Raw genomic sequence first — 18878 nt, forward strand, 5'->3', positions numbered from 1 at the left:
CATGGAAGCCACGCTGCCGAAGCCGAGCCTCGTCGTCGCGCCGACCGCGCGTCGCGCCGAGACCATCGCGTACTGGGTCGTCACCGCGCTCTTCTGCTTGCAGATGGGCTTCACCGCGTACGCGCAGCTGCGCCTGCCGCAGGTCGCGGACGCGTTCGCGCACCTCGGGTTCCCCGACTACTTCCGAGTGCAGCTCTCGTGGGCGAAGCTGCTCGGCGTGGGGCTGCTCCTCGCGCCCGTCCCGGCGCGGCTGAAGGAGTGGGCGTACGCCGGGTTCGCCATCACGCTCGTGTCGGCGATCGTCGCGCACGTCTCGGTCGGCGATGGCCCCGACGCGTGGGGCTGGGCCGTCGGGACCGGCGTGCTCTGGGCGCTCTCGTACTTCTTCTGGCGGCGCCTGCCGAAGGCCTGACCGCGCTCCGACGTTCGACCGACCTGCGGGCCCGTCCCTCGGACCTTCACCCGCGGTCGGACCACCTTCCGCGAGCCATCATCGAGCACCCATGCCGACTTCCAAGCACCACGCAGACAGCCACGATCTCATCCGCGTGCAGGGCGCGCGCGAGAACAACCTCAAGGACGTCAGCGTCGAGATCCCGAAGCGCCGGCTGACGGTGTTCACCGGCGTCTCGGGGTCGGGCAAGAGCTCGCTCGTGTTCAGCACGATCGCGGCGGAGTCCCAGCGGCTGATCAACGAGACGTACAGCGCGTTCGTGCAGGGCTTCATGCCGACGCTCGCGCGGCCCGAGGTCGACGTGCTCGACGGGCTGACGACCGCGATCATCGTCGACCAGGAGCGCATGGGCGCGGACCCGCGCTCGACCGTCGGCACCGCGACCGACGCGAACGCGATGCTGCGCATCCTCTTCAGCCGGCTCGCGAAGCCGCACATCGGCGGGCCGAGCGCGTATGCGTTCAACGTGCCCTCGGTGCGCGCCACCGGTGTCATCACCGTCGAGAAGGGCAATCGCAAGACCGAGCGAGAGACGTTCACGCGCACCGGCGGCATGTGCCCGCGCTGCGAGGGACGCGGCGCGGTGAGCGACATCGATCTCACGCAGCTCTACGACGACACGAAGTCGCTCAACGACGGCGCGCTGAAGATCCCGGGCTACAGCATGGACGGCTGGTACGGCCGCATCTTCCGCGGCTGCGGCTTCTTCGATCCCGACAAGCCGATCCGGAAGTTCAACAAGAAGGAGCTCCACGACCTGCTCCACAAGGAGCCGACGAAGATCAAGGTCGACGGGATCAACCTGACGTACGCGGGGCTGATCCCGCAGATCCAGAAGTCCTACCTCTCGAAGGACGTCGACTCGCTGCAGCCGCACATCCGCGCGTTCGTCGAGCGCGCGGTCACGTTCACCACGTGCCCCGAGTGCGAGGGCACGCGGCTCAGCGAAGCCGCGCGATCCTCGAAGATCAAGGGGAAGAACATCGCCGACGTCTGCGCGATGCAGATCAGCGATCTCGCCGAGTGGGTGCGCGGCGTAGACCATCCGTCGGTCGCGCCGCTCGTCGCGGCGCTGCGGCACACGCTCGACTCGTTCGTCGAGATCGGGCTCGGCTACCTCAGCCTCGATCGTCCGTCGGGCACGCTCTCGGGCGGTGAGGCGCAGCGCACGAAGATGATCCGCCACCTCGGCTCGTCGCTCACCGACGTGACGTACGTGTTCGACGAGCCGACGATCGGGCTGCACCCGCACGACATCCAGCGGATGAACGATCTGCTGCGGCGGCTGCGCGACAAGGGCAACACCGTGCTCGTCGTCGAGCACAAGCCCGAGACGATCGTGATCGCCGATCACGTCGTCGACCTCGGCCCCGGCGCCGGCACCGCGGGCGGCGAGGTGGTGTTCGAGGGGACGGTCGACGGTCTGCGCAAGAGCGGCACGCTCACCGGGCGTCACCTCAGCGATCGCGCGTCGCTCAAGCCGTCGGTGCGGAAGCCGTCCGGCGTGCTGAAGGTGCGCGGCGCGAGCACGCACAACCTGAAGAAGGTCGACGTCGACATCCCGCTCGGCGTGCTCGTCGTCGTCACCGGCGTGGCGGGCTCGGGCAAGAGCTCGCTGATCCACGGCTCGGTCTCGGGTCGCGACGGAGTCGTGTCGATCGATCAGAGCGCGATCCACGGATCGCGTCGGAGCAACCCCGCGACGTACACCGATCTCCTCGAGCCGATCCGCAAGGCGTTCGCGAAGGCGAACGGCGTGAAGCCCGCGCTCTTCAGCGCCAACTCCGAGGGCGCGTGCCCGACCTGCAACGGCGCGGGCGTGATCTACACGGACCTCGGGATGATGGCGGGCGTGAGCACGGTGTGCGAGGACTGCGAGGGCAAGCGGTTCCAGGCGTCGGTGCTCGAGTACAAGCTCGGCGGGAAGAACATCGCCGAGGTGCTCGACATGTCGGTCGAGGAAGCGCTCGCGTACTTCGGCGCGGGCAAGGCGCACACGCCGGCTGCGCACGCGATCCTCGCGCGCATGTCCGACGTGGGGCTCGGCTATCTGCGGCTCGGGCAGCCGCTCCCCACGCTCTCGGGCGGAGAGCGGCAGCGGCTCAAGCTCGCGACGCACATGGGCGAGGACGGCGGCGTGTACGTGCTCGACGAGCCGACGACGGGTCTGCACCTGGCCGACCTGCAGCAGCTGCTCGGTCTGCTCGATCGACTGGTGGACTCCGGCAAGTCGGTGATCGTGATCGAGCACCACCAGGCCGTGATGGCGCACGCGGACTGGATCATCGATCTCGGTCCGGGCGCGGGGCACGACGGCGGGCGCATCGTGTTCGAGGGCACGCCGGCGGACCTGGTGGCGGCGCGCTCGACGCTGACGGGCGAGCACCTCGCGGAGTTCGTCGGCGTGCGCGCGAAGGCCGCTCGCGCGCGCTGAGCGAACCACCACGACGCATCGAGCGCCCGCAGGCGATCATCGCCGCGATGGGTTCTTCACGCGCGCTCGTCATCGCGTTCGTCGTCACGGGCGCGCTGCTCTGCACCGAGCGTGCGAGCGCGTGCTCGTGCGCTCGCGGCACCGTCGAGGGCGCGCTCGAAGCGGCTGCGCTCGTCGCCGAGATCCAGGTGATCGAGGTCGGACCGCCGCGCGATCCCGACGCGGACCCGACCTCACAGCCCATCCGCGCGCGCGTGGTGCGCGTGTTCTCGACCGAGACCGCGATCGCCGACGGCGACGAGATCGTGTTCGACCACCACACGTGCAACAGCATGCCGCACGGTCCTTCGTCGGTCGGCGATCGGTACGTCGCGTTCCTCGCTCGGCGCCGCGCGCGGCTCACACAACACTTCTGCTCGTTCTCGCTGTCCGCGAGCGAGCCACTCCCGCACCTGCTCCTCCAGGCTCGCCGCCGATGGCTCGCACGTCGCTGACGACCGTCGCGCTCGTCGCGCTGATCGGCTGCGGCGGCGCGCAGCGGGAGCCATCGCGACCGCTGGCGGTCGCCGACGGCTGGACCGCGACCGCGCTCGACGACGTGCTCGAGAGATGGAGCGCATGCGCCGGCGGCTGCGACGACGTCTGCGTGGTCGAGGGGCACGTCGAAGAGAACGGCCGTGCTCGCGACGTCGCGCACTGGATCGGCGCGGACGCGCGCGCCGTCGTGACGGTGCGCTCGGATGGGAGTGTGTCTGCGCGCGCCGCGTTGGTCCGTGGCCCCGAAGCGCTCCACGCGACGCTCGAGGGCCCACCCGGAGATGCCGCGCTCGACGTGGCTGCCGCGCTCCGCGCGCTCGCGCATCCCAGCTTCCGCACCGTGCCCGAGGGCGCGCTGATCTCACGCACGTACGAGCGATCCGCCGAGACCGCGTACCTGCTGATCGAGAGGGGCGGGTCGGCGCGCGAGACACGGCTCGAGCGCGAGGAGCGCGGGGACGGTGTCGAGCAGCGCGCGATCGGGCGGCACGGCGGCGCGAGCGAGGAGTCGACGGCGTCGATCGACGAGACCGGTCGCACGCGCCGCACCGAGGACGTGCATGCGCGCGAGGGAGAGCGCTGGAGGACCTCCACCACCGAGCGGATCGACGCGCACGCTCGCGTGGTGCACGTCCGGCGCGAGGCGTCGGGGCCCGACGGTCGCAGCGACGTGGAAGAGCACGAGCTCGAGTACGACGACGCGGGAGAGCTGGCGGCCGTCACCTGGCACCGCGCGGCGGCCCCGCCCCGCCGCGCGCGCGTGGGTGAGCGATTTCCGTCGAGCGGTGTGACCGAGCGAGACGCGCATGGGCGCGCGATCGAGTACCGCAGGACCGACGACGGCGTGGAGACGGTCGTGTCGATTACGCGCGACGCCGAAGGTCGCGTGTCGCGCGTGACCTACCGCTCTCGGTACTCGACGTCCGAGACCCTGATCGAGCGCGACCCACGCGGGCGCGTCCTCCGAGAGTCCTCGACGTACGTCTTCCACGATCCCGACGAGGACACGACCGAGCGCGGTGCGTGGTCGCGCGCGCTGACGCGCACGCTGGACGACCGAGGCCGCATCGTCGCCGCTGATGTCGTCGAGCATGCGCGCGACGCCGAGCGCCCCGAGCGCAGCAGCACGACCTCTGCGCGCTATCGCTACGGCGAGCGCTGCGGCGACGACGTGCAGGTCGCCGAGGAGCTGGAGCTGCTGCCTTCGATCGACGACCGGGTCGAGTACGTGCCGTTCTGACGAGAGACGCGAGCTCTCGGAACGACGGGCTTTAGAAACGACAAAGCCCTCGCATTTCTGCGAGGGCTTCGAAGCGGGGTGGACGGGACTCGAACCCGCGGCCTCCGGCGTGACAGGCCGGCGTTATAACCGACTTAACTACCACCCCAATCGGGACTCTTTTTCCCTCGGGCCGTCGCCGTCGGGAGGCGGTTAGTAGCATGGCCGATCGGGCTGTCAACGGCGTGCGCGAAATTCTTTTCGTCACCCCACGAGCGCGTCGCGCACCGCGCGCCGCACCTCGCGCAGACCGAGCGGAAGCAAGTGCGTTCCGGGCAGCAGCGTCCACCGAACGCGCGGGTATTTCCGCCGGATCGCCTCGATCTGCGCGAGCCGCGCGAGCGCGTCGTGGCGCTGCGCGATCACGTGCATGCGCTCCTCGTCGATCGCGAGCCGCATCGCGAGCGGATCGGCGAGCGCGAGCAGCTCCTCGAACCTCGAGCCGTGCACCCGCTCCAGCAGCGGTGTGATCACCGGCGAGACGTGCCGCATCAGACCGAGCTCGCGCGCCGTCGTCGCGAGGCTCGTCACCGGGCAGTAGAGCACCGCGTCGTCGACGTCTCCGGTGTGCGCGAGGTGCAGCGCGAGCTGCCCGCCGATCGAGAACCCGACCACCGCGACGCGCTCGTAGCCCTCGTGGATCCGCAGCCAGCGCACCAGCGCGCGCGCCCCCGTCACCGCGCACCGCAGGTTCTCGACGAAGCGCGAGAGCCGCGCGCTCACGAGCCCGCTGCCCGGCCACGCCGGGTACGTGCCGGGCTGGTGGTGGCCCATCACGTTCGTCACGACGTCGACGTCGAGCCCGCGCAGCTCGAAGAGACGCCGCATCACCGGCGGCGAGGGCACGCCATAGCAATGACAGACCACGAGCAGACGCCGTCCGGGGTTGCGCGGCGCGCGCTCGAGCAAGCCCATCACGCGATCGCCGCGGCTGCCGCAGACGCGCTGGTACGGGTTCGTGCCGTGGATCGCGCCGTCGCGCGCGATCGCGAGGTCGAGCGCCCCGTCGTCGAACGGCGCGTGGAAGCCGTTCGTCGCGACGTCCTCGTGCAGCGTGCGGTGGTGCGGATCGCGGAGGATCTCGTCGACGCGCGTGAGCGCGAGGCCGAGCTCGCCGAGCGACCACGCGTGGCCGAACGCGTCCTCGATGCGACCGGCGAGCGCGCCCACCCACTGCATGAGGATCACCGTAGGCCCGGCGGCGGAGCCCGCGACGTGGCGCCGAGCGACACTCGTGCGCGGCCTCGCTCGCGCGTGCGCTCGCGCGGTGCTAACGCCGGCCGATCATGGGCGCGCAATGGAAGCAGAAGGGTCGTGAGGCGGCGGCGAACGCGAAGGGGAAGGTCTTCTCCAAGCTCGCCAAGGAGCTCCAGATCGCAGCGCGTGGCGGCGCCGATCCCGCGACGAACGCGCGCTTGCGCATGGCGGTCGAGGCCGCGCGCAAGGCGTCGATGACGCGCGACACGATGGAGCGTGCGATCAAGAAGGGCGCGGGCCTGCTCGAGGGCGCGGCGCAGTACGAGACCGTCGTCTACGAGGGCTTCGCGCCGCACCAGGTGCCGGTGATCGTCGAGTGCCTCACCGACAACAAGAACCGCACGTCGAGCAACGTGCGCGTGCTGTTCCGCAAGGGACAGCTCGGCGCGAGCGGCTCGGTGTCGTGGGACTTCTCGCGGCTCGGCGCGATCGAGGCGAGCCCGCCGGCGAGCGGCGCGGATCCCGAAGAGGCGGCCATCGAGGCCGGCGCGCAGGATCTCGAGGCCGACGAGGGCGGGACGATCTTCTACACGGAGCCGACCGATCTCGACGCGGTGAGCAAGGCGCTCGGCGAGCGCGGCTGGACCGTGTCGTCGGCGAAGCTGATCTGGAAGGCGAAGAACCCGGTGACGCTCGACGACGAGACGAAGCGCGCCGAGGTCGAGGCCTTCCTCGCGGCGATCGACGACGACGACGACGTCGAAGCCGTGTTCGTCGGCCTGGCTTGATGGGCAGGCCGCGGGGACGACGTGCTCGGTGAGAGCGCGTCGTGGACGGTGCGGCGAGGTGCGACGAGGTTCGTCGCGCCGTGCCCCATCGCCGCACCGGGAGGTGCGCGCGATGCACCAGCGGCCGCTCTGATTCCCTCCCCGAATTCCGGGAATTCACAGCGATTCCGAGTTGGCGCCCAGCTTGCGATGAGGGGCCGCCATGCAGGGACGGGGTTGGTGGTTCGTGGGGGCGCTCGCGCTCTCGGGGTGTGGGATCGCGGCGGCACAGGGCGAGGGCAGCGAGGACGGCGCGCCCGCGCCGACGCTGACGGAGCGAGCGGTCGAGGGCGCGATGTGCGACGCGCCGTGTCGCTGGGGCTGCGACGCGGAGGGCTGCGACGTGCCGGAGTGGGTGGTCGTCGGCGACGCCCACTCGTGCGCGCTGCGTGAGAGCGGCAGCGTCGATTGTTGGGGCTCCAACGATCACCACGAGCTCGGTGACGAGAGCACGACCGCGCGCGCGCGCGCTGCGCTGGTCGGAGGCATCCGCGGCGCGATCGGGATCGACGCCGGCGCGCACCACACGTGCGTGATCGACGTCGAGGGCGCGGCGTGGTGCTGGGGCGCGAACGATCGCGGACAGCTGGGCGACGGCACGACCGAGGCGCGCGGCGCGCCGGTGATGGTGCGAGCGCGCGAGGTGCTCGTCGACATCGCGGCGGGCGGTGATCGCACCTGCGCGGCGACGCGCGAGGGGGACGTTCTCTGCTGGGGCGCCGGAGATCCGATGCCGCGACGCATCGTGGGCGCGACGCGCACGATCGAGCTCGACGTCGGCGATGCGCACGCGTGCGCGGTGCGCGCCGACGGCGAGGTCGCGTGCTGGGGCGACAACGCGGACGGTCAGCTCGGCGACGGAACGCGCATCGCGCGCACCGAGGCGACGCCGCTCGGCCTGCACGGGATGATCGCGGTCCGCACCGGGCGCGCGCACACCTGCGCGATCGACGCGACGACGCAGGCGGTGTGCTGGGGCGACAACTCCGCGGGCCAGCTCGGCGACGGCACGCGCGAGGATCGGCTCGCGCCCTCGGTGCAGCATCGCTCGGTGCTCACGCTCGGCGGCGATCGCACGTGTGGTCGCGTCGCGTTCGGCGACGTCGCGTGCTGGGGCGAGGGCTACGGCGTGGACAAGGCGCTGGTGCCGATCCTCGACGAGGCGAGCGTGGTCACGATCGGCGCGCGTCACGGCTGCGCGGTGCACCGCATCGGCACGGCGCGCTGCTGGGGCGCGAACGAGGCGGGACAGATCGGCGACGGCACGAACGACACGCACGAGACGCCGATCGACGCGCTGCCTCCGAGCTGAGCGCGCGCGTCGGAGACGGGTCGGTCGTCGTGGAACGCGCCGAGCGCGCACCACGACGACCGTGCTCGCGCATCGACGATCTCACGGCGCGAAGCGACGATCGAAGTCGTCGCGCCGAAATTCGAGTCCGGAGAACGGCGAGTGAAGTTGCCGAGATGCGCTTCGAATCCAGCGACGGGCGAGTGAAATCGTCCCCGATGGATGTCAGGCCGGAGCGGGACGATCGAGATCGTCCTGACGGGATCTCGCGCACTCTCGGCCGCGATGAACCGTCGCTCGCTCGCGGTGCTCGTGCTCGTTGCTGACAGGGGTCCCAGTCGTGCTCGCGTCGACCACGGCGGAGGCGCAGGCGTCGTCATCCGCGGCGCGCGTCGACACGGAGGCGCGCTCGCTGTTCGAGGCGGGCGCGGCGGCGGTCGCGGACGGGCGGTACGAGGACGCCCTCGGGTACTTTCGGCGCTCGTACGAGCTGAGCGGCCGCCCCGAGCTGCTCTACAACATCGGGCAGGCGCACGATCGTCTCCGACACGGCGCCGACGCGGTGGCGGCCTTCGAGCAGTACATCGCCGCAGTGCCGGACGCGGCGCAGCGCGAGGAGATCACGGCGCGGCTCGCGATCCTGCGCGCGTCGATCGCGCGAGCCGAGGTGAGCGAGGCGGGCCCGGATGCGACGCCCGACGTCGAGCCCGCGACCGCGGAGACGGCCGAGCCCGCGGAACCTGCCGAGCCCGTCGTCGTCGCAGCGCCCGCGCCCGATCCGGTGCCGTGGGTGCTGCTCGGGACCGGCGGCGCCGTCGCGATCCGAGACGATCGTGATCCACAACGGGCTCTCGACCGCCGCGGACATCGCGATGGTCACCGACATCCCGAGCCTCGGCACCGCGTCGACGACGGTGATCACGGCGCCCGAGTCGATCACCGCGACGGTGACGGCCGGCGTCCGCACGTTCGACTGGGCGCCGCGAACGCGGCAGTCGTGGGTGGTCCTCGGGAGCTCGGGGGCGCTCTACACGGCGTACGAGGTGGACTCGCCGTTCGACCGGGCGTGGACGCTGACCGCGGTGACCGGCGTCGAGTGAGTCGAACGCGCCGGGGCGCGGTGCTCCCGCGTGACCCACGGTGCGAACGAGGCCATGCTCGCGCCCGTGCTGCGCGCTGCGATCTTCGATCTCGACGGGCTCCTCGTGGACAGCGAGCCGCTCTGGCGGCGCGCGGAGATCGAGCACTTCGCGACGGTGGGCCTGCACCTGACCGACGCGGAGTGCGAGGAGACGACGGGGCTGCGCATCGACGAGGTCGTCGCGTTCCGGCATCGCCAGCATCCGTGGGGCGCGCCGAGCGTCGCGGAGATCACGTCGCGCATCGTCGATCGCATGGTGTCGCTGCTCCGCGAGGAAGCGCCGGCGAAGCCGGGCGGCGCGCATGCGGTGGACCTCTGCGCGCGCGCGGGGCTCCGGCTCGCGGTCGCGTCGTCCTCACCGCTGCGCCTCATCGAGGCGGCGCTCGCGCGGCTCGGGCTGCGCGAGCGCTTCGAGCTCGTCGTGAGCGCCGAGCGCGAGCCCTACGGCAAGCCGCATCCCGCGGTGTTCCTGCGCACCGCGGAGCAGCTCGGGATCGCACCGACGTCGTGCCTCGTCTTCGAGGACTCGCTGAACGGGCTCGTCGCGGCGAAGGCGGCGCGCATGGCGTGCATCGCGGTGCCCGAGCGCACCGATGCGCGCTTCGCGCTCGCCGATCTCGTGCTGCCCTCGCTCGATGCGCTCGACGCGCGCACGCTCGGCACGATGATCGAGCGCGTTCGGTAGCGCGCCGCGCGCGAGCGGCGCAGGCTCGCGCGCATGAGCGTCGAGCCGCTGGTCCTCGTGGGCATGTCCGGCGTGGGCAAGAGCTTCTGGGCGCGCCGGCTCGCGGAGCAGCGCGGCTACGTGCGCCACGACTGCGACGGAGAGATCGGCGCGCGCCTCTCGTCGATCGTCACGCCGTCGCCGGGCGAAGAGCCGGTGCACGCGCTCGGGCGTTGGATGGGCATGCCGTGGAGCGAGGGCTACGCGGCGCGCGAGGCGCGCTATCTCGCGCTCGAAGAGACGGTGACGCGCGAGGCGCTCGACGCGTGCCGCGATGGTCGGCGCCACGTCATCGACACCACGGGCAGCGTGATCTACCTGCCCGACGCGCTGCTCGATCGGCTGCGCAGCGTGGGCCGCGTGGTGTACCTCCGGACGCCCGAGGCGCGGCGCGAGGCGATGCTGCGGCGCTACCTCGAGGAGCCGAAGCCGGTCGTGTGGGGCGACGCGTTCGCATGCGCGACCGGCGAGGCGCCGCGCGAGGCGCTGCCGCGATGTTACGCGTCGCTGCTCGCGTGGCGCGAGCGTCGGTACGCGGCGCTCGCGCACGTCGTGATCGACGGCGCCGAGCTCGAGGCGAACGACCCCGGCGTCGACGGATTCCTCGCGCGCATCAGCGCGTGAGCCCCGCCTCGCGCGCGATCGACGCGACGATCTCCGCGGCGGGCAGCGCACGCGCTCGCGCGACGCCTTGGCCCGCCCAGAGCGAGAGCAGCTCCGCGTCACCCGCGCGCGCGGCGGCGGCGCGCAGCTCGCGCGTGAGCGCGTGCTGGAGCGGGTAGGGCGCGACCGGCGCGCGCTCCATCTCGCGCGTGAAGCGGCTCGCGATGCCGCGCGCGGGCTTGCCGGTGAACGCGCGCGTGATCGTCGTCGACGTCTCGTCGGCGCGCGCGAGGGCCTCGCGATACGGCGCGCTGGTGCCCGCCTCCGGGCAGCGCAGGAACGCGGTCCCTAGCTGCACCGCCGACGCGCCGAGCGCGAGCGCAGCCGCGACGCCACGCCCGTCCATGATCCCGCCGGCGGCGATCACCGGACGCTTCACGGCGTCGACGATCGCGGGCACGAGCGCCATCGTGCCGACGAGCGAGCCCGCGTCGCCGCCGAGGAATCCTCCGCGATGACCGCCCGCTTCCGAGCCCTGTGCGCAGATCACGTCGACGCCTGCCGCCTCGAGCGCGCGCGCCTCCGCGACGTTCGTCGCGGTGCCCATCGTCGTGATGCCCGCGCGACGGCACGCGTCGAGCGCATCGGGCCGCGGGATGCCGAACGTGAACGAGAAGAACGGAACGCGCGCTTCGAGCACGACCGCGAGCTGCGCGTCGAACGACGGCGACGAGACGTCGAGCGCGCCAGCGTCGAGCCCGAGCGCCTCGCGGTAGGGCGCGAGCGCGTCGCGCGCGTCGCGCAGCCGCGCGTCGCCGGCGATCGCGGCCTCGCTCGGCACGAACAGGTTCACCGCGAACGGCCGATCGGTCCGCGCGCGCACCTCGCGGATTTCCGCGCGGATGGCGTCCGGCGCCGAGTATCCGCCGGCGAGCGAGCCGAGCCCGCCGGCTCCGCACACCGCGCTCACCAAGGCGGGCGTGCCGGGCCCGGCCATCGGCGCGAGGACGAGGGGCAGCGGCGTGCCGAAGAGCGTCGACATGCGCACACGATGCGGTCGCGCGCGCCGCATCGCCAGGCTCGGGGCCCGCGCGCGCGGCGAGGCGTGACGCTACGCCGGGGCGAGGTCGCGCGGCGCGCCGCTCCGCGCACCGCGCGCAACCTCGCGAGCGCGCTCGGGAAACGCGGCTCGCTCCGCGGTACGCGACATGCAGAACCGAGCGTCGTGGCAACGGAGCAGGAATCGGAGCGCGAGCCCGTGGTGCTCGAGGCGTGGCGCGCGCGGCTCTGCGCGCGCGGTCTCCGCGACGCGTACGACCGCATGCGCCGCGCGATGCTCGGCGGAGAGCTCGACCTCAAACAGGCCCTCGCGATCGCGCAGTCGATGGACGCAGCGGTGGACATGCTGCGCGAGACGACCAAGCGGTTGGCGCCCGGCAGCGATCTGCGTCGCGCCGCGGAGGAGACGATGGCGGCGTTCGTCGAGTGGCGCGTCGCGTCGCCGCGGACGGATGTCTCACGACGCGCAGCAGCGCGCTTCGGTGCGCGCGTGATCGCGCTCGAAGAGGCCGCGAAGCGCGCGTCGCACGGTGAGACGGCGAGCGGCGCGCCCGATGCGCCCTCGTCGGAGCCCATCGAGGCCGACGAGACGCCGATCGACGCGCGCGAGCTGGAGCGCGCGAGCCGCGAGCGGATCGCCATGCGCGAGAAGGACGTCGCGGCCGAGAGCGCGCCTCCGGCGAAGCGCGAGCCCGAGCCGCGTCGTGGCCCGCGCGAGCGCCCGAGCGCGCCCGCGTCGTCGTCGCGGCGTCGTGGCCGCTCGCGCGATCGCGCGTGAGCGACACCGGTCACAGGCGAGGAGCACGATTGGTCGTCGTGCGTGGTTGACCGTGCGCGCCGAGCGCGCTCCTCTCCGTCCGCATGAGCACCCTCAACGAAGACGTGAACGTGCTCGGGCGCGTGCTCGGGACGGTGCTGCGCGAGCAGGAAGGCGTGCCGTTCTTCGAGCTCGTCGAGGAGGTCCGCACCCGCACCAAGGCGCTGCGCGCCGCGAGCGCGGACGCGCGCGGTGCCGACACGACCGCGCTGCAGACGCGGCTCGCGTCGGTCTCTCCCGGCGACGCCGAAGGGCTGGTGCGCGCGTTCTCGATGTACTTCCAGCTCGTGAACATGGCGGAGGAGAACGAGCGCGTGCGGCGCGTCGCCGAGCGTCCCGGGCCGCGCAAGGAGGGCCTCGAGGAGGCGTTCCGCGCGCTCGCGGCGCGAGGCCTCGATGCGGACGCGGCGCGCGCGCTGGTCGAGCGCGTCGAGCTCGGGCTCACGTTCACCGCGCACCCGACCGAGATGCGGCGGCGCACGCTGCGCGAGCACCTCGCCGCGATCGCTGCCGAGATCCCGCGCCTCTCGGATCCCGATGCGCTGGAGCGCGTGACCGCGCACGTCGAGGCGCTCTGGGGCACGCTCGAGCTGCGCCGCGTGCAGCCCACCGTGCGCGACGAGGTGCAGGGCGGCCTCGCGTACGTGCCGGTGATCGCGTCGGTGCTCCCGCAGCTCGCGCGCGAGCTCTCGCGCGCGTTCCACGCGGTGTACGGCGCGCCGGCGTCGCTCCCGCTCCCGCTCGCGCTCTGCTCGTGGATGGGCGGTGATCGCGACGGCAACCCCAACGTCACGCCCGAGGTCACGCGCGAGACGTTCGAGCTCCACACCGAGCGCGCGCGCGCGATGCTGCGCGAGTGCATCGACGACGCGTTCACGAGCCTGAGCCAGCACGCGTCGCGCGTGCACTCGGTCCCGGCGGAGCTCGGCGACGACGAAGAGCCGTGGCGCGCCGCGCTGCGCGCGCTGTACGACGCGCTCGACGACGACGCCGCGACGAGCCCGATCGAGCCGGTGCGCGCGCTGACCGAGATCGAAGAGACGCTGCGCGCCGCGGGACAGCGCCGCAGCGCCGACGCGTTCGCGATGCCGCTGCGAGTGCGCGCGCGCGTCTTCGGCACGCACCTCGTCTCGCTCGACGTCCGCGAGCACTCGCACAAGACGGGCGCCGCGGTCGCGCAGCTGCTCGAGCGCGGAGGGCGCCCCGGCTACGCGTCGCTCGACGAGCACGGCAAGCGCGCGGTGATCGTCGAGGAGCTGAAGACCAAGCGCCCGCTGCTCGGCGTCGGCGAGGTGCCGCCTCCGGAGCTCGAGCTCGTGCTCGGCCCGCTGCGCGCGACGCGCGACGCGATCGATCGCGCCGGGCTGCGCGCCTTCGGTCGCTACATCACCTCGATGAGCGAGGACGTCTCGGATCTGCTCGAGGTGCTGATCCTCGCGCGCGAGGTCGGCGTGCGCGTGCTCCCGGTCCCGCTCTTCGAGACCAAGGCCGATCTCGAGCGCGCGCCCGCCGTGCTGCGCGACGTGCTCGCGATCCCCGCGTACCGCGCGCACCTCGGCACCGACGTGCAGGAGGTGATGATCGGCTACAGCGACAGCAACAAGGACGCGGGCTTCTTCGCCGCGTACTGGTCGCTCTACGACGCGCAGCGGCGCATCGCGGAAGTGTGCGAGGCCGCGGGCGTGCGCTTCCGCTTCTTCCACGGCCGCGGCACCAGCATCGGGCGCGGCGGCGGGCCCATGGTGCGCGGCATCCTCGGTCAGCCCGCGGGCACGATCGGCGCGGGGCTGCGCATCACCGAGCAGGGCGAGGCGCTCGCCGACAAGTACAGCCACCCCGAGCGCGCGCGGCGCAACCTCGAGCAGGGCCTCTACGCGCTGCTCGTCGCGGCAGCGGCACCGCGCGAGGTGCTGCCCACCGAGTGGACCGACGCGATGGCGCGCGCGACCGACGCGAGCGCGCGCACGTATCGCGAGCTCGTCGAGCACCCGCGCTTCCTCGCGTTCTTCGAGGCGGTCACGCCGATCAACGAGATCGCGCACCTGCGCATCGCGTCGCGTCCGGTGCGTCGCCCCGGCCCGCCGACGCTCGCGAACCTGCGCGCGATCCCGTGGGTCATGTCGTGGACCCAGAACCGCGCGAACGTGCCGGGCTGGTACGGCGTGCACGTCGCGCTGCGCGAGATCGGCGTCGAGCGCGCGCGCGAGATGTACCGGACGTGGCCGTTCTTCCGCACGATGCTCGACAACGCGCAGATGAGCCTCGCCATGAGCGACGACGCGATCTTCCGCGCGTACCTCGCGCTCGCGCCCGGCGAGGACGAGCTCGCGCGTCGCGTCCTCGAGGCGCGCGAGGAGACGATCGCGCGCGTGTGCGAGGTGATCGAGGGGCCGCTGCTGAAGGACGAGCCGCGCATCGCGCGCTCGATCGAGCTGCGCAACCCGTACGTGGAGCCGATCCATCGGCTCCAGGTCGAGCTGCTCCGCCGCGTGCGCGCCGGCGGCGAGGGCGAGCTCGATCCGCAGCTCGAGCGCGCGCTGCTGCTCTCGGTCCACGGCATCGCCGCGGGCGTGCGCAACGCAGGCTAAGGTTGGCGGCCGTGGCCGATCCCAAGAAGCCGAGCTCGCCGTTCTCCTCGCTCGCGTCGCTGCGCGACGCGCTCCCCGCAGGCCCCGAGCGCGCGCCCGCGCCGGCGCCGAGCGCGCCCGCCGCGAAGGATCCGTTCGCCGCGAAGATCGTCGTCGCGAAGAGCCGCAAGGGACGCGGCGGCAAGACCGTGACGACGATCGCCGGCATCGCCGAGCACGCGCTCGAGGCGATCACGAAAGAGCTCAAGCACGCGCTCGGCACCGGCGCGACGATCGAGGACGGCGAGATCGTCGTGCAGGGCGAGCACGGCCCGCGCATCAAGCAGTGGCTCGAGCAGCGCGGCGCCAAGCGCGTCGTGCTCGGGTCCTGAAAATCTCGCGATAGCGGAATCGGATTCCGAAAGCGAAACTCCGCCATTTCGAACACGGAAGTCCGCGCGCGCCGCGATCGCGAAACATTTAGGGAATTGTGCCCTTGTACCGGTGGCACTCGGAATGCTCACGGGCCCGCGCGTGAGCGACGACCGAAGCCGACGTCCGACGCGACGCCTCCGCCCCCAGCTCCCCCCCGCGACCGAGCCCGCCTCGGAGCGCACGGCCGAGGAGACCCCGCGCGACGCGTCGCCGCGGCCCGAGCCGTCGCCCGCGGACCGACAGAGCACGCCCGAGCGCGAGCTCGCGCGCGTGAGGGAGAACGGGCACCGATGAACGCAGCGACCAATCCGGACCAGCAACGCATCGCCGAGCTCGAAGCGGAGCTCGCGCGCGCGAGAGACCTGCTCTCGGCGCTGATCGAGCACAGCCCCGACGGCATCCTCGTCTTCGACGGACAGGGCACGCGCCAGCAGAACCCCGCCGCGCGCGCGATGCTCGAGGACGACCGCTCGAAGGTCGCGGACTGGAAGCAGGAGTCGCAGTTCTTCCGGCCCGATCGCGTGACGCCGATGCCGATCGAGGAGACCGGCGGCATGCGCGCGATGAAGGGCGAGTACGTCGACAGCGAGCTGCTCTGGTTCGTCGACGCGCGCGGCAGGGGCTTCATGCTCGCGGGCCAGGCGCGACCGCTCGCGGGCGGCGGCGCGATCGTCATCTTCCGCGACGTGACCGAGCGGATGGAGCTCGAGGCGGATCTCGCGGCGCGCAACGAGGCGCTCGCGACGCGCGAGCTCGAGAACCGCGAGCTGATCGAGCGCCTGCGCGTCGCGCTCGACGAGCTCTCGACGCCGGTGCTCGAGGTGCGCGAGGACGTGCTGGTGCTGCCGGTGATCGGCATCGTGGACACCCAGCGCAGCGCGCAGATGTCGGAGCGCCTGCTCGACGAGATCGTGCGGACGCGCGCGAAGCACGTGATCGTCGATCTGACCGGCGTGGAGCTGATGGACACCGGCACCGCGGACCGGTTCGCGAAGCTCGCGCGCGCGGTGGAGCTCCTCGGCTCGCGCTGCATCCTGAGCGGTCTGCAGCCCGCGGTGGCTCAGATGCTCGTCGAGCTCGGCGGCGACTTCGGCGGGCTCGAGACGCAGCGCAACCTCCGCCACGCGCTCGACGCGGTCGGGCGGAGCGAGCGCCCGGAGCGTCGCGCGGCTCGTCGTTGATGGTGGGCGAGCGCTACGGAATCCGTAGCGCTCGCGTCACTCGCGCCGGCTCTCGAACCGCACGGTGATCGCGGGATCGAGGCTCGCGGTCGCGGAGCAGTACTTCTCGACCGCGAGCGACACCGCGCGCTCGAGCTTGTGCCCGTCCACCGCCGCGTTGGCGACGAACACGATGCGGATCGCGGTGAACGGAGCCGGCGTCGCGTCGGCACGATCGCCCTCGATCTCGACGCGCAGCGACTCGAGCGGCTCGCGCTGCTTGCGGAGGATGTGCACGACGTCCATCGCGCCGCAGCTCGCGATCGCGGTGAGCATCACCTCCATCGGTCGCATCCCGCGGCCCTCGCCGCCGATCTCCGGCGATCCGTCGACCACGACCTCGCCGCCCGATCCTTCGGCCACCGCGCGGAACGCCGCGGTGCCGATCCGATCGAGCCGTACCCGCATCGTCTTCGCCATCGCGCTCAGTCCTGGGTCTCGAAGAGCGGAGACGACAGGTACCGATCGCCGCGATCGCAGAGGATGCACACGACGACTCCGTCGCGTCCTTCGCGCGCGAGGTCCGCGCACACCTGGCGCGCGGCCCACGCCGCGCCGCCCGAGCTCGCGCCGACGAACACGCCCTCGCGCCGCGCGAGGTCGCGCGACGTGCGCTCCGCGTCGCGCTGATCGACGTCGATCACGCGATCGACCCGCTCGGGCTCGTAGATCTTCGGCAGGTACTCGATCGGCCAGCGACGGATGCCCGGGATGCTCGAGCCCTCGGTGGGCTGGCATCCGACGATCTGCACGCTCTCGCGCTGCTCCTTGAGGAAGCGCGACGTGCCCATGATCGTGCCCGTGGTGCCCATCGAGCTCACGAAGTGCGTGATGGTCCCGTCGGTGTCGCGCCAGATCTCCGGGCCCGTCGACTCGTAGTGCGCGCGCCAATTGTCGGCGTTGCCGAACTGGTCGAGCATCAGGTAGCCGCCGGCTGCGACCTTCTCGCGCGCGTGATCGATCGCGCCCTCCATGGCCGCGTCGGCCGGCGTGAGGATCACGGTCGCGCCGAGCGCGCGCATCTGCTTCACGCGCTCCGCGGTCGCGTTGGCGGGCATCACCAGCTCGATCGCGTAGCCGCGCGCGGCCGCGATCATCGCGAGCGCGATGCCGGTGTTCCCGCTCGTCGGCTCGATGAGCTTCATGCCCGGGCGGAGATCGCCGCGCGCCTCGGCGCGCAGGATCATCGATCGCGCAGGGCGATCCTTCACGCTGCCGCCCGGGTTGTTGCCCTCGAGCTTGCCGAGCAGGCGGATGCCCGCGCGATCGACGCCCGTCTGCAGCGTCACCAGGGGTGTGCTCCCGACTCGATCCAGGATCGACTTCACGTCCATTTCGCCGCTCGCCGCGCTCCTCGTCGCCAGCTACGTTAGCTCGATTCCGACGTATGCGAGCCGACCCCAAGCGTTACCGCGAGCTCGAGGATGCGATCGACGGAGTGGTCGCGAGCTACACCGGTGAGCTCGAGATCGACAACCTCGAGAGCGCGGCGCTCCCCAGCAAGCGCGCCGTCATCGAGGCCCTCGATCACCTGAAGCCCGTGCTCTTCATGGGGTTCTACGCGACGCGCGGGCTCCACCGCGACTCGCTGCGCCACGCGATCGCGACCCACCTGCACGCCGCGCATCAGCTGCTCGTCGAGCAGATCGAGCGCGCGCTCACCTACGATCACTGGATGGGCCGCACCGATCGCGTGCTGCCCGCGGGCTCCGGCGAGGCGGTCGTGCTCGGGCTCTTCCGCGATCTGCCCGCGCTGCGGCGCACGCTCAACGGCGACGTGCGCGCCGCGTACGACGGTGATCCCGCGGCGAAGAACATCGAGGAGATCGTCTTCTCGTACCCGTCGATCGAGGCGGTCACCGCGTACCGCATCGCGCATCGGCTGAGCGGCGCGGGCGTGCCGATGCTGCCGCGCATCCTCACCGAGCATGCGCACGCGCGGACCGGGATCGACATCAGCCCGGGCGCGCGCATCGGTGAGCGCTTCTTCATCGATCACGGCACGGGCGTCGTCATCGGCGAGACCGCGGTGATCGGCGACGACGTGAAGCTCTACCAGAACGTCACGCTCGGCGCGCTGAGCGTGCCGAACCGCGAGGACGCGCCGGGCAAGAAGCGCCACCCGACGATCGAGGACGAGGTCACGATCTACTCGGGCGCGACGATCCTCGGCGGCGACACGGTGATCGGCCGCGGCTCGGTGATCGGCGGCAACGTGTGGCTCACGAAGAGCGTGCCGCCGGGCTCGAAGGTGTTCGGGCGCGGAAAGAGCGAGCCCGAAGAGACCTGAGCG

18 protein-coding genes and 1 tRNA gene are annotated in these 18878 nt (G+C 72.2%); 14 read left to right on the forward strand and 5 right to left on the reverse strand.

The window, feature by feature from the left end:
• Position 1: 1 nt before the first annotated feature.
• From DB32_RS14920 to DB32_RS14935, 4 genes are all read left to right on the forward strand, one after another.
• Entirely contained in the window at positions 2-412 is a 411-nt protein-coding gene (locus DB32_RS14920; RefSeq protein WP_053233132.1) for a DoxX family protein, read from the forward strand.
• Positions 413-503: 91 nt separating this feature from the next.
• A complete protein-coding gene (locus DB32_RS14925; protein ID WP_053233133.1) occupies positions 504-2888 on the forward strand; it encodes an ATP-binding cassette domain-containing protein in 2385 nt (794 codons plus the stop codon).
• Positions 2889-2935: 47 nt separating this feature from the next.
• Positions 2936-3382 (forward strand): hypothetical protein, encoded by a 447-nt coding sequence (locus tag DB32_RS14930; protein ID WP_053233134.1) that lies wholly within the window; start codon positions 2936-2938, stop codon positions 3380-3382.
• Positions 3364-4665 (forward strand): hypothetical protein, encoded by a 1302-nt coding sequence (locus tag DB32_RS14935; protein WP_053233135.1) that lies wholly within the window; start codon positions 3364-3366, stop codon positions 4663-4665. The genes DB32_RS14930 and DB32_RS14935 overlap by 19 nt, the downstream gene beginning before the upstream one ends.
• Before the next feature lie 74 nt (positions 4666-4739).
• On the opposite strand, the gene DB32_RS14940 is transcribed toward DB32_RS14935, so the two are convergent.
• Both DB32_RS14940 and DB32_RS14945 read right to left on the reverse strand, forming a co-directional pair.
• Positions 4740-4813, reverse strand: a tRNA-Asp gene (locus DB32_RS14940).
• 95 nt (positions 4814-4908) lie between these two features.
• Complete coding sequence (locus tag DB32_RS14945; RefSeq protein ID WP_157069057.1) at positions 4909-5883, reverse strand: alpha/beta fold hydrolase; 975 nt, start codon at positions 5881-5883, stop codon at positions 4909-4911.
• A 107-nt stretch (positions 5884-5990) separates the two neighbouring features.
• Here DB32_RS14945 and DB32_RS14950 point away from each other — a divergent pair, with 107 nt between their 5' ends.
• The 5 genes from DB32_RS14950 to DB32_RS14970 all read left to right on the forward strand — a co-directional run bounded on the left by DB32_RS14950 (position 5991) and on the right by DB32_RS14970 (position 10508).
• Complete coding sequence (locus DB32_RS14950) at positions 5991-6689, forward strand: YebC/PmpR family DNA-binding transcriptional regulator (protein ID WP_053233137.1); 699 nt, start codon at positions 5991-5993, stop codon at positions 6687-6689.
• Between the two features lie 202 nt (positions 6690-6891).
• The gene (locus tag DB32_RS14955; RefSeq protein WP_083457394.1) at positions 6892-8040 is read left to right on the forward strand and encodes an RCC1 domain-containing protein; all 1149 of its coding nucleotides are present in this window, start codon (positions 6892-6894) and stop codon (positions 8038-8040) included.
• A gap of 812 nt (positions 8041-8852) precedes the next feature.
• Positions 8853-9119, forward strand: coding sequence for a hypothetical protein (locus DB32_RS46735; RefSeq protein WP_157069058.1), 267 nt, complete (start codon positions 8853-8855; stop codon positions 9117-9119).
• Positions 9120-9149: 30 nt separating this feature from the next.
• Positions 9150-9845, forward strand: a complete 696-nt coding sequence (hxpB, locus tag DB32_RS14965) for a hexitol phosphatase HxpB (protein WP_205627054.1) — start codon at positions 9150-9152, stop codon at positions 9843-9845.
• A gap of 33 nt (positions 9846-9878) precedes the next feature.
• Entirely contained in the window at positions 9879-10508 is a 630-nt protein-coding gene (locus tag DB32_RS14970) for a shikimate kinase (protein ID WP_053233140.1), read from the forward strand.
• On the opposite strand, the gene DB32_RS14975 is transcribed toward DB32_RS14970, so the two are convergent.
• A complete protein-coding gene (locus DB32_RS14975) occupies positions 10498-11529 on the reverse strand; it encodes an NAD(P)H-dependent flavin oxidoreductase (RefSeq protein WP_053238820.1) in 1032 nt (343 codons plus the stop codon). The two genes, DB32_RS14970 and DB32_RS14975, sit on opposite strands and share 11 nt — an antisense overlap.
• 183 nt (positions 11530-11712) lie before the next feature.
• Here DB32_RS14975 and DB32_RS14980 point away from each other — a divergent pair, with 183 nt between their 5' ends.
• The 4 genes from DB32_RS14980 (at position 11713) to DB32_RS15000 (ending at position 16546) form a co-directional block, all read left to right on the forward strand.
• The gene (locus tag DB32_RS14980; RefSeq protein ID WP_157069059.1) at positions 11713-12324 is read left to right on the forward strand and encodes a prolipoprotein diacylglyceryl transferase; all 612 of its coding nucleotides are present in this window, start codon (positions 11713-11715) and stop codon (positions 12322-12324) included.
• A gap of 83 nt (positions 12325-12407) precedes the next feature.
• Positions 12408-14951, forward strand: coding sequence for a phosphoenolpyruvate carboxylase (locus DB32_RS14985; protein WP_053233142.1), 2544 nt, complete (start codon positions 12408-12410; stop codon positions 14949-14951).
• A gap of 11 nt (positions 14952-14962) precedes the next feature.
• Positions 14963-15322 (forward strand): translation initiation factor, encoded by a 360-nt coding sequence (locus DB32_RS14990; protein ID WP_053233143.1) that lies wholly within the window; start codon positions 14963-14965, stop codon positions 15320-15322.
• A gap of 333 nt (positions 15323-15655) precedes the next feature.
• Entirely contained in the window at positions 15656-16546 is an 891-nt protein-coding gene (locus tag DB32_RS15000; protein ID WP_053233145.1) for an STAS domain-containing protein, read from the forward strand.
• Between the two features lie 36 nt (positions 16547-16582).
• Here the strand turns inward: DB32_RS15000 and DB32_RS15005 are convergent, their stop codons facing one another.
• Complete coding sequence (locus DB32_RS15005) at positions 16583-17005, reverse strand: OsmC family protein (RefSeq protein WP_053233146.1); 423 nt, start codon at positions 17003-17005, stop codon at positions 16583-16585.
• 5 nt (positions 17006-17010) lie between these two features.
• Positions 17011-17913, reverse strand: coding sequence for a cysteine synthase CysM (cysM, locus tag DB32_RS15010; RefSeq protein WP_053238821.1), 903 nt, complete (start codon positions 17911-17913; stop codon positions 17011-17013).
• Positions 17914-17972: 59 nt separating this feature from the next.
• Between cysM and epsC the strand changes: the two genes are divergently transcribed.
• On the forward strand, positions 17973-18875 hold the full coding sequence (gene epsC, locus DB32_RS15015) for a serine O-acetyltransferase EpsC (RefSeq protein ID WP_053233147.1): 903 nt from the start codon (positions 17973-17975) through the stop codon (positions 18873-18875).
• Positions 18876-18878 lie beyond the last annotated feature (3 nt).

Origin of the sequence: Sandaracinus amylolyticus, assembly GCF_000737325.1 — a bacterium.
GTDB classification, from domain to species: domain Bacteria; phylum Myxococcota_A; class Polyangia; order Polyangiales; family Sandaracinaceae; genus Sandaracinus; species Sandaracinus amylolyticus.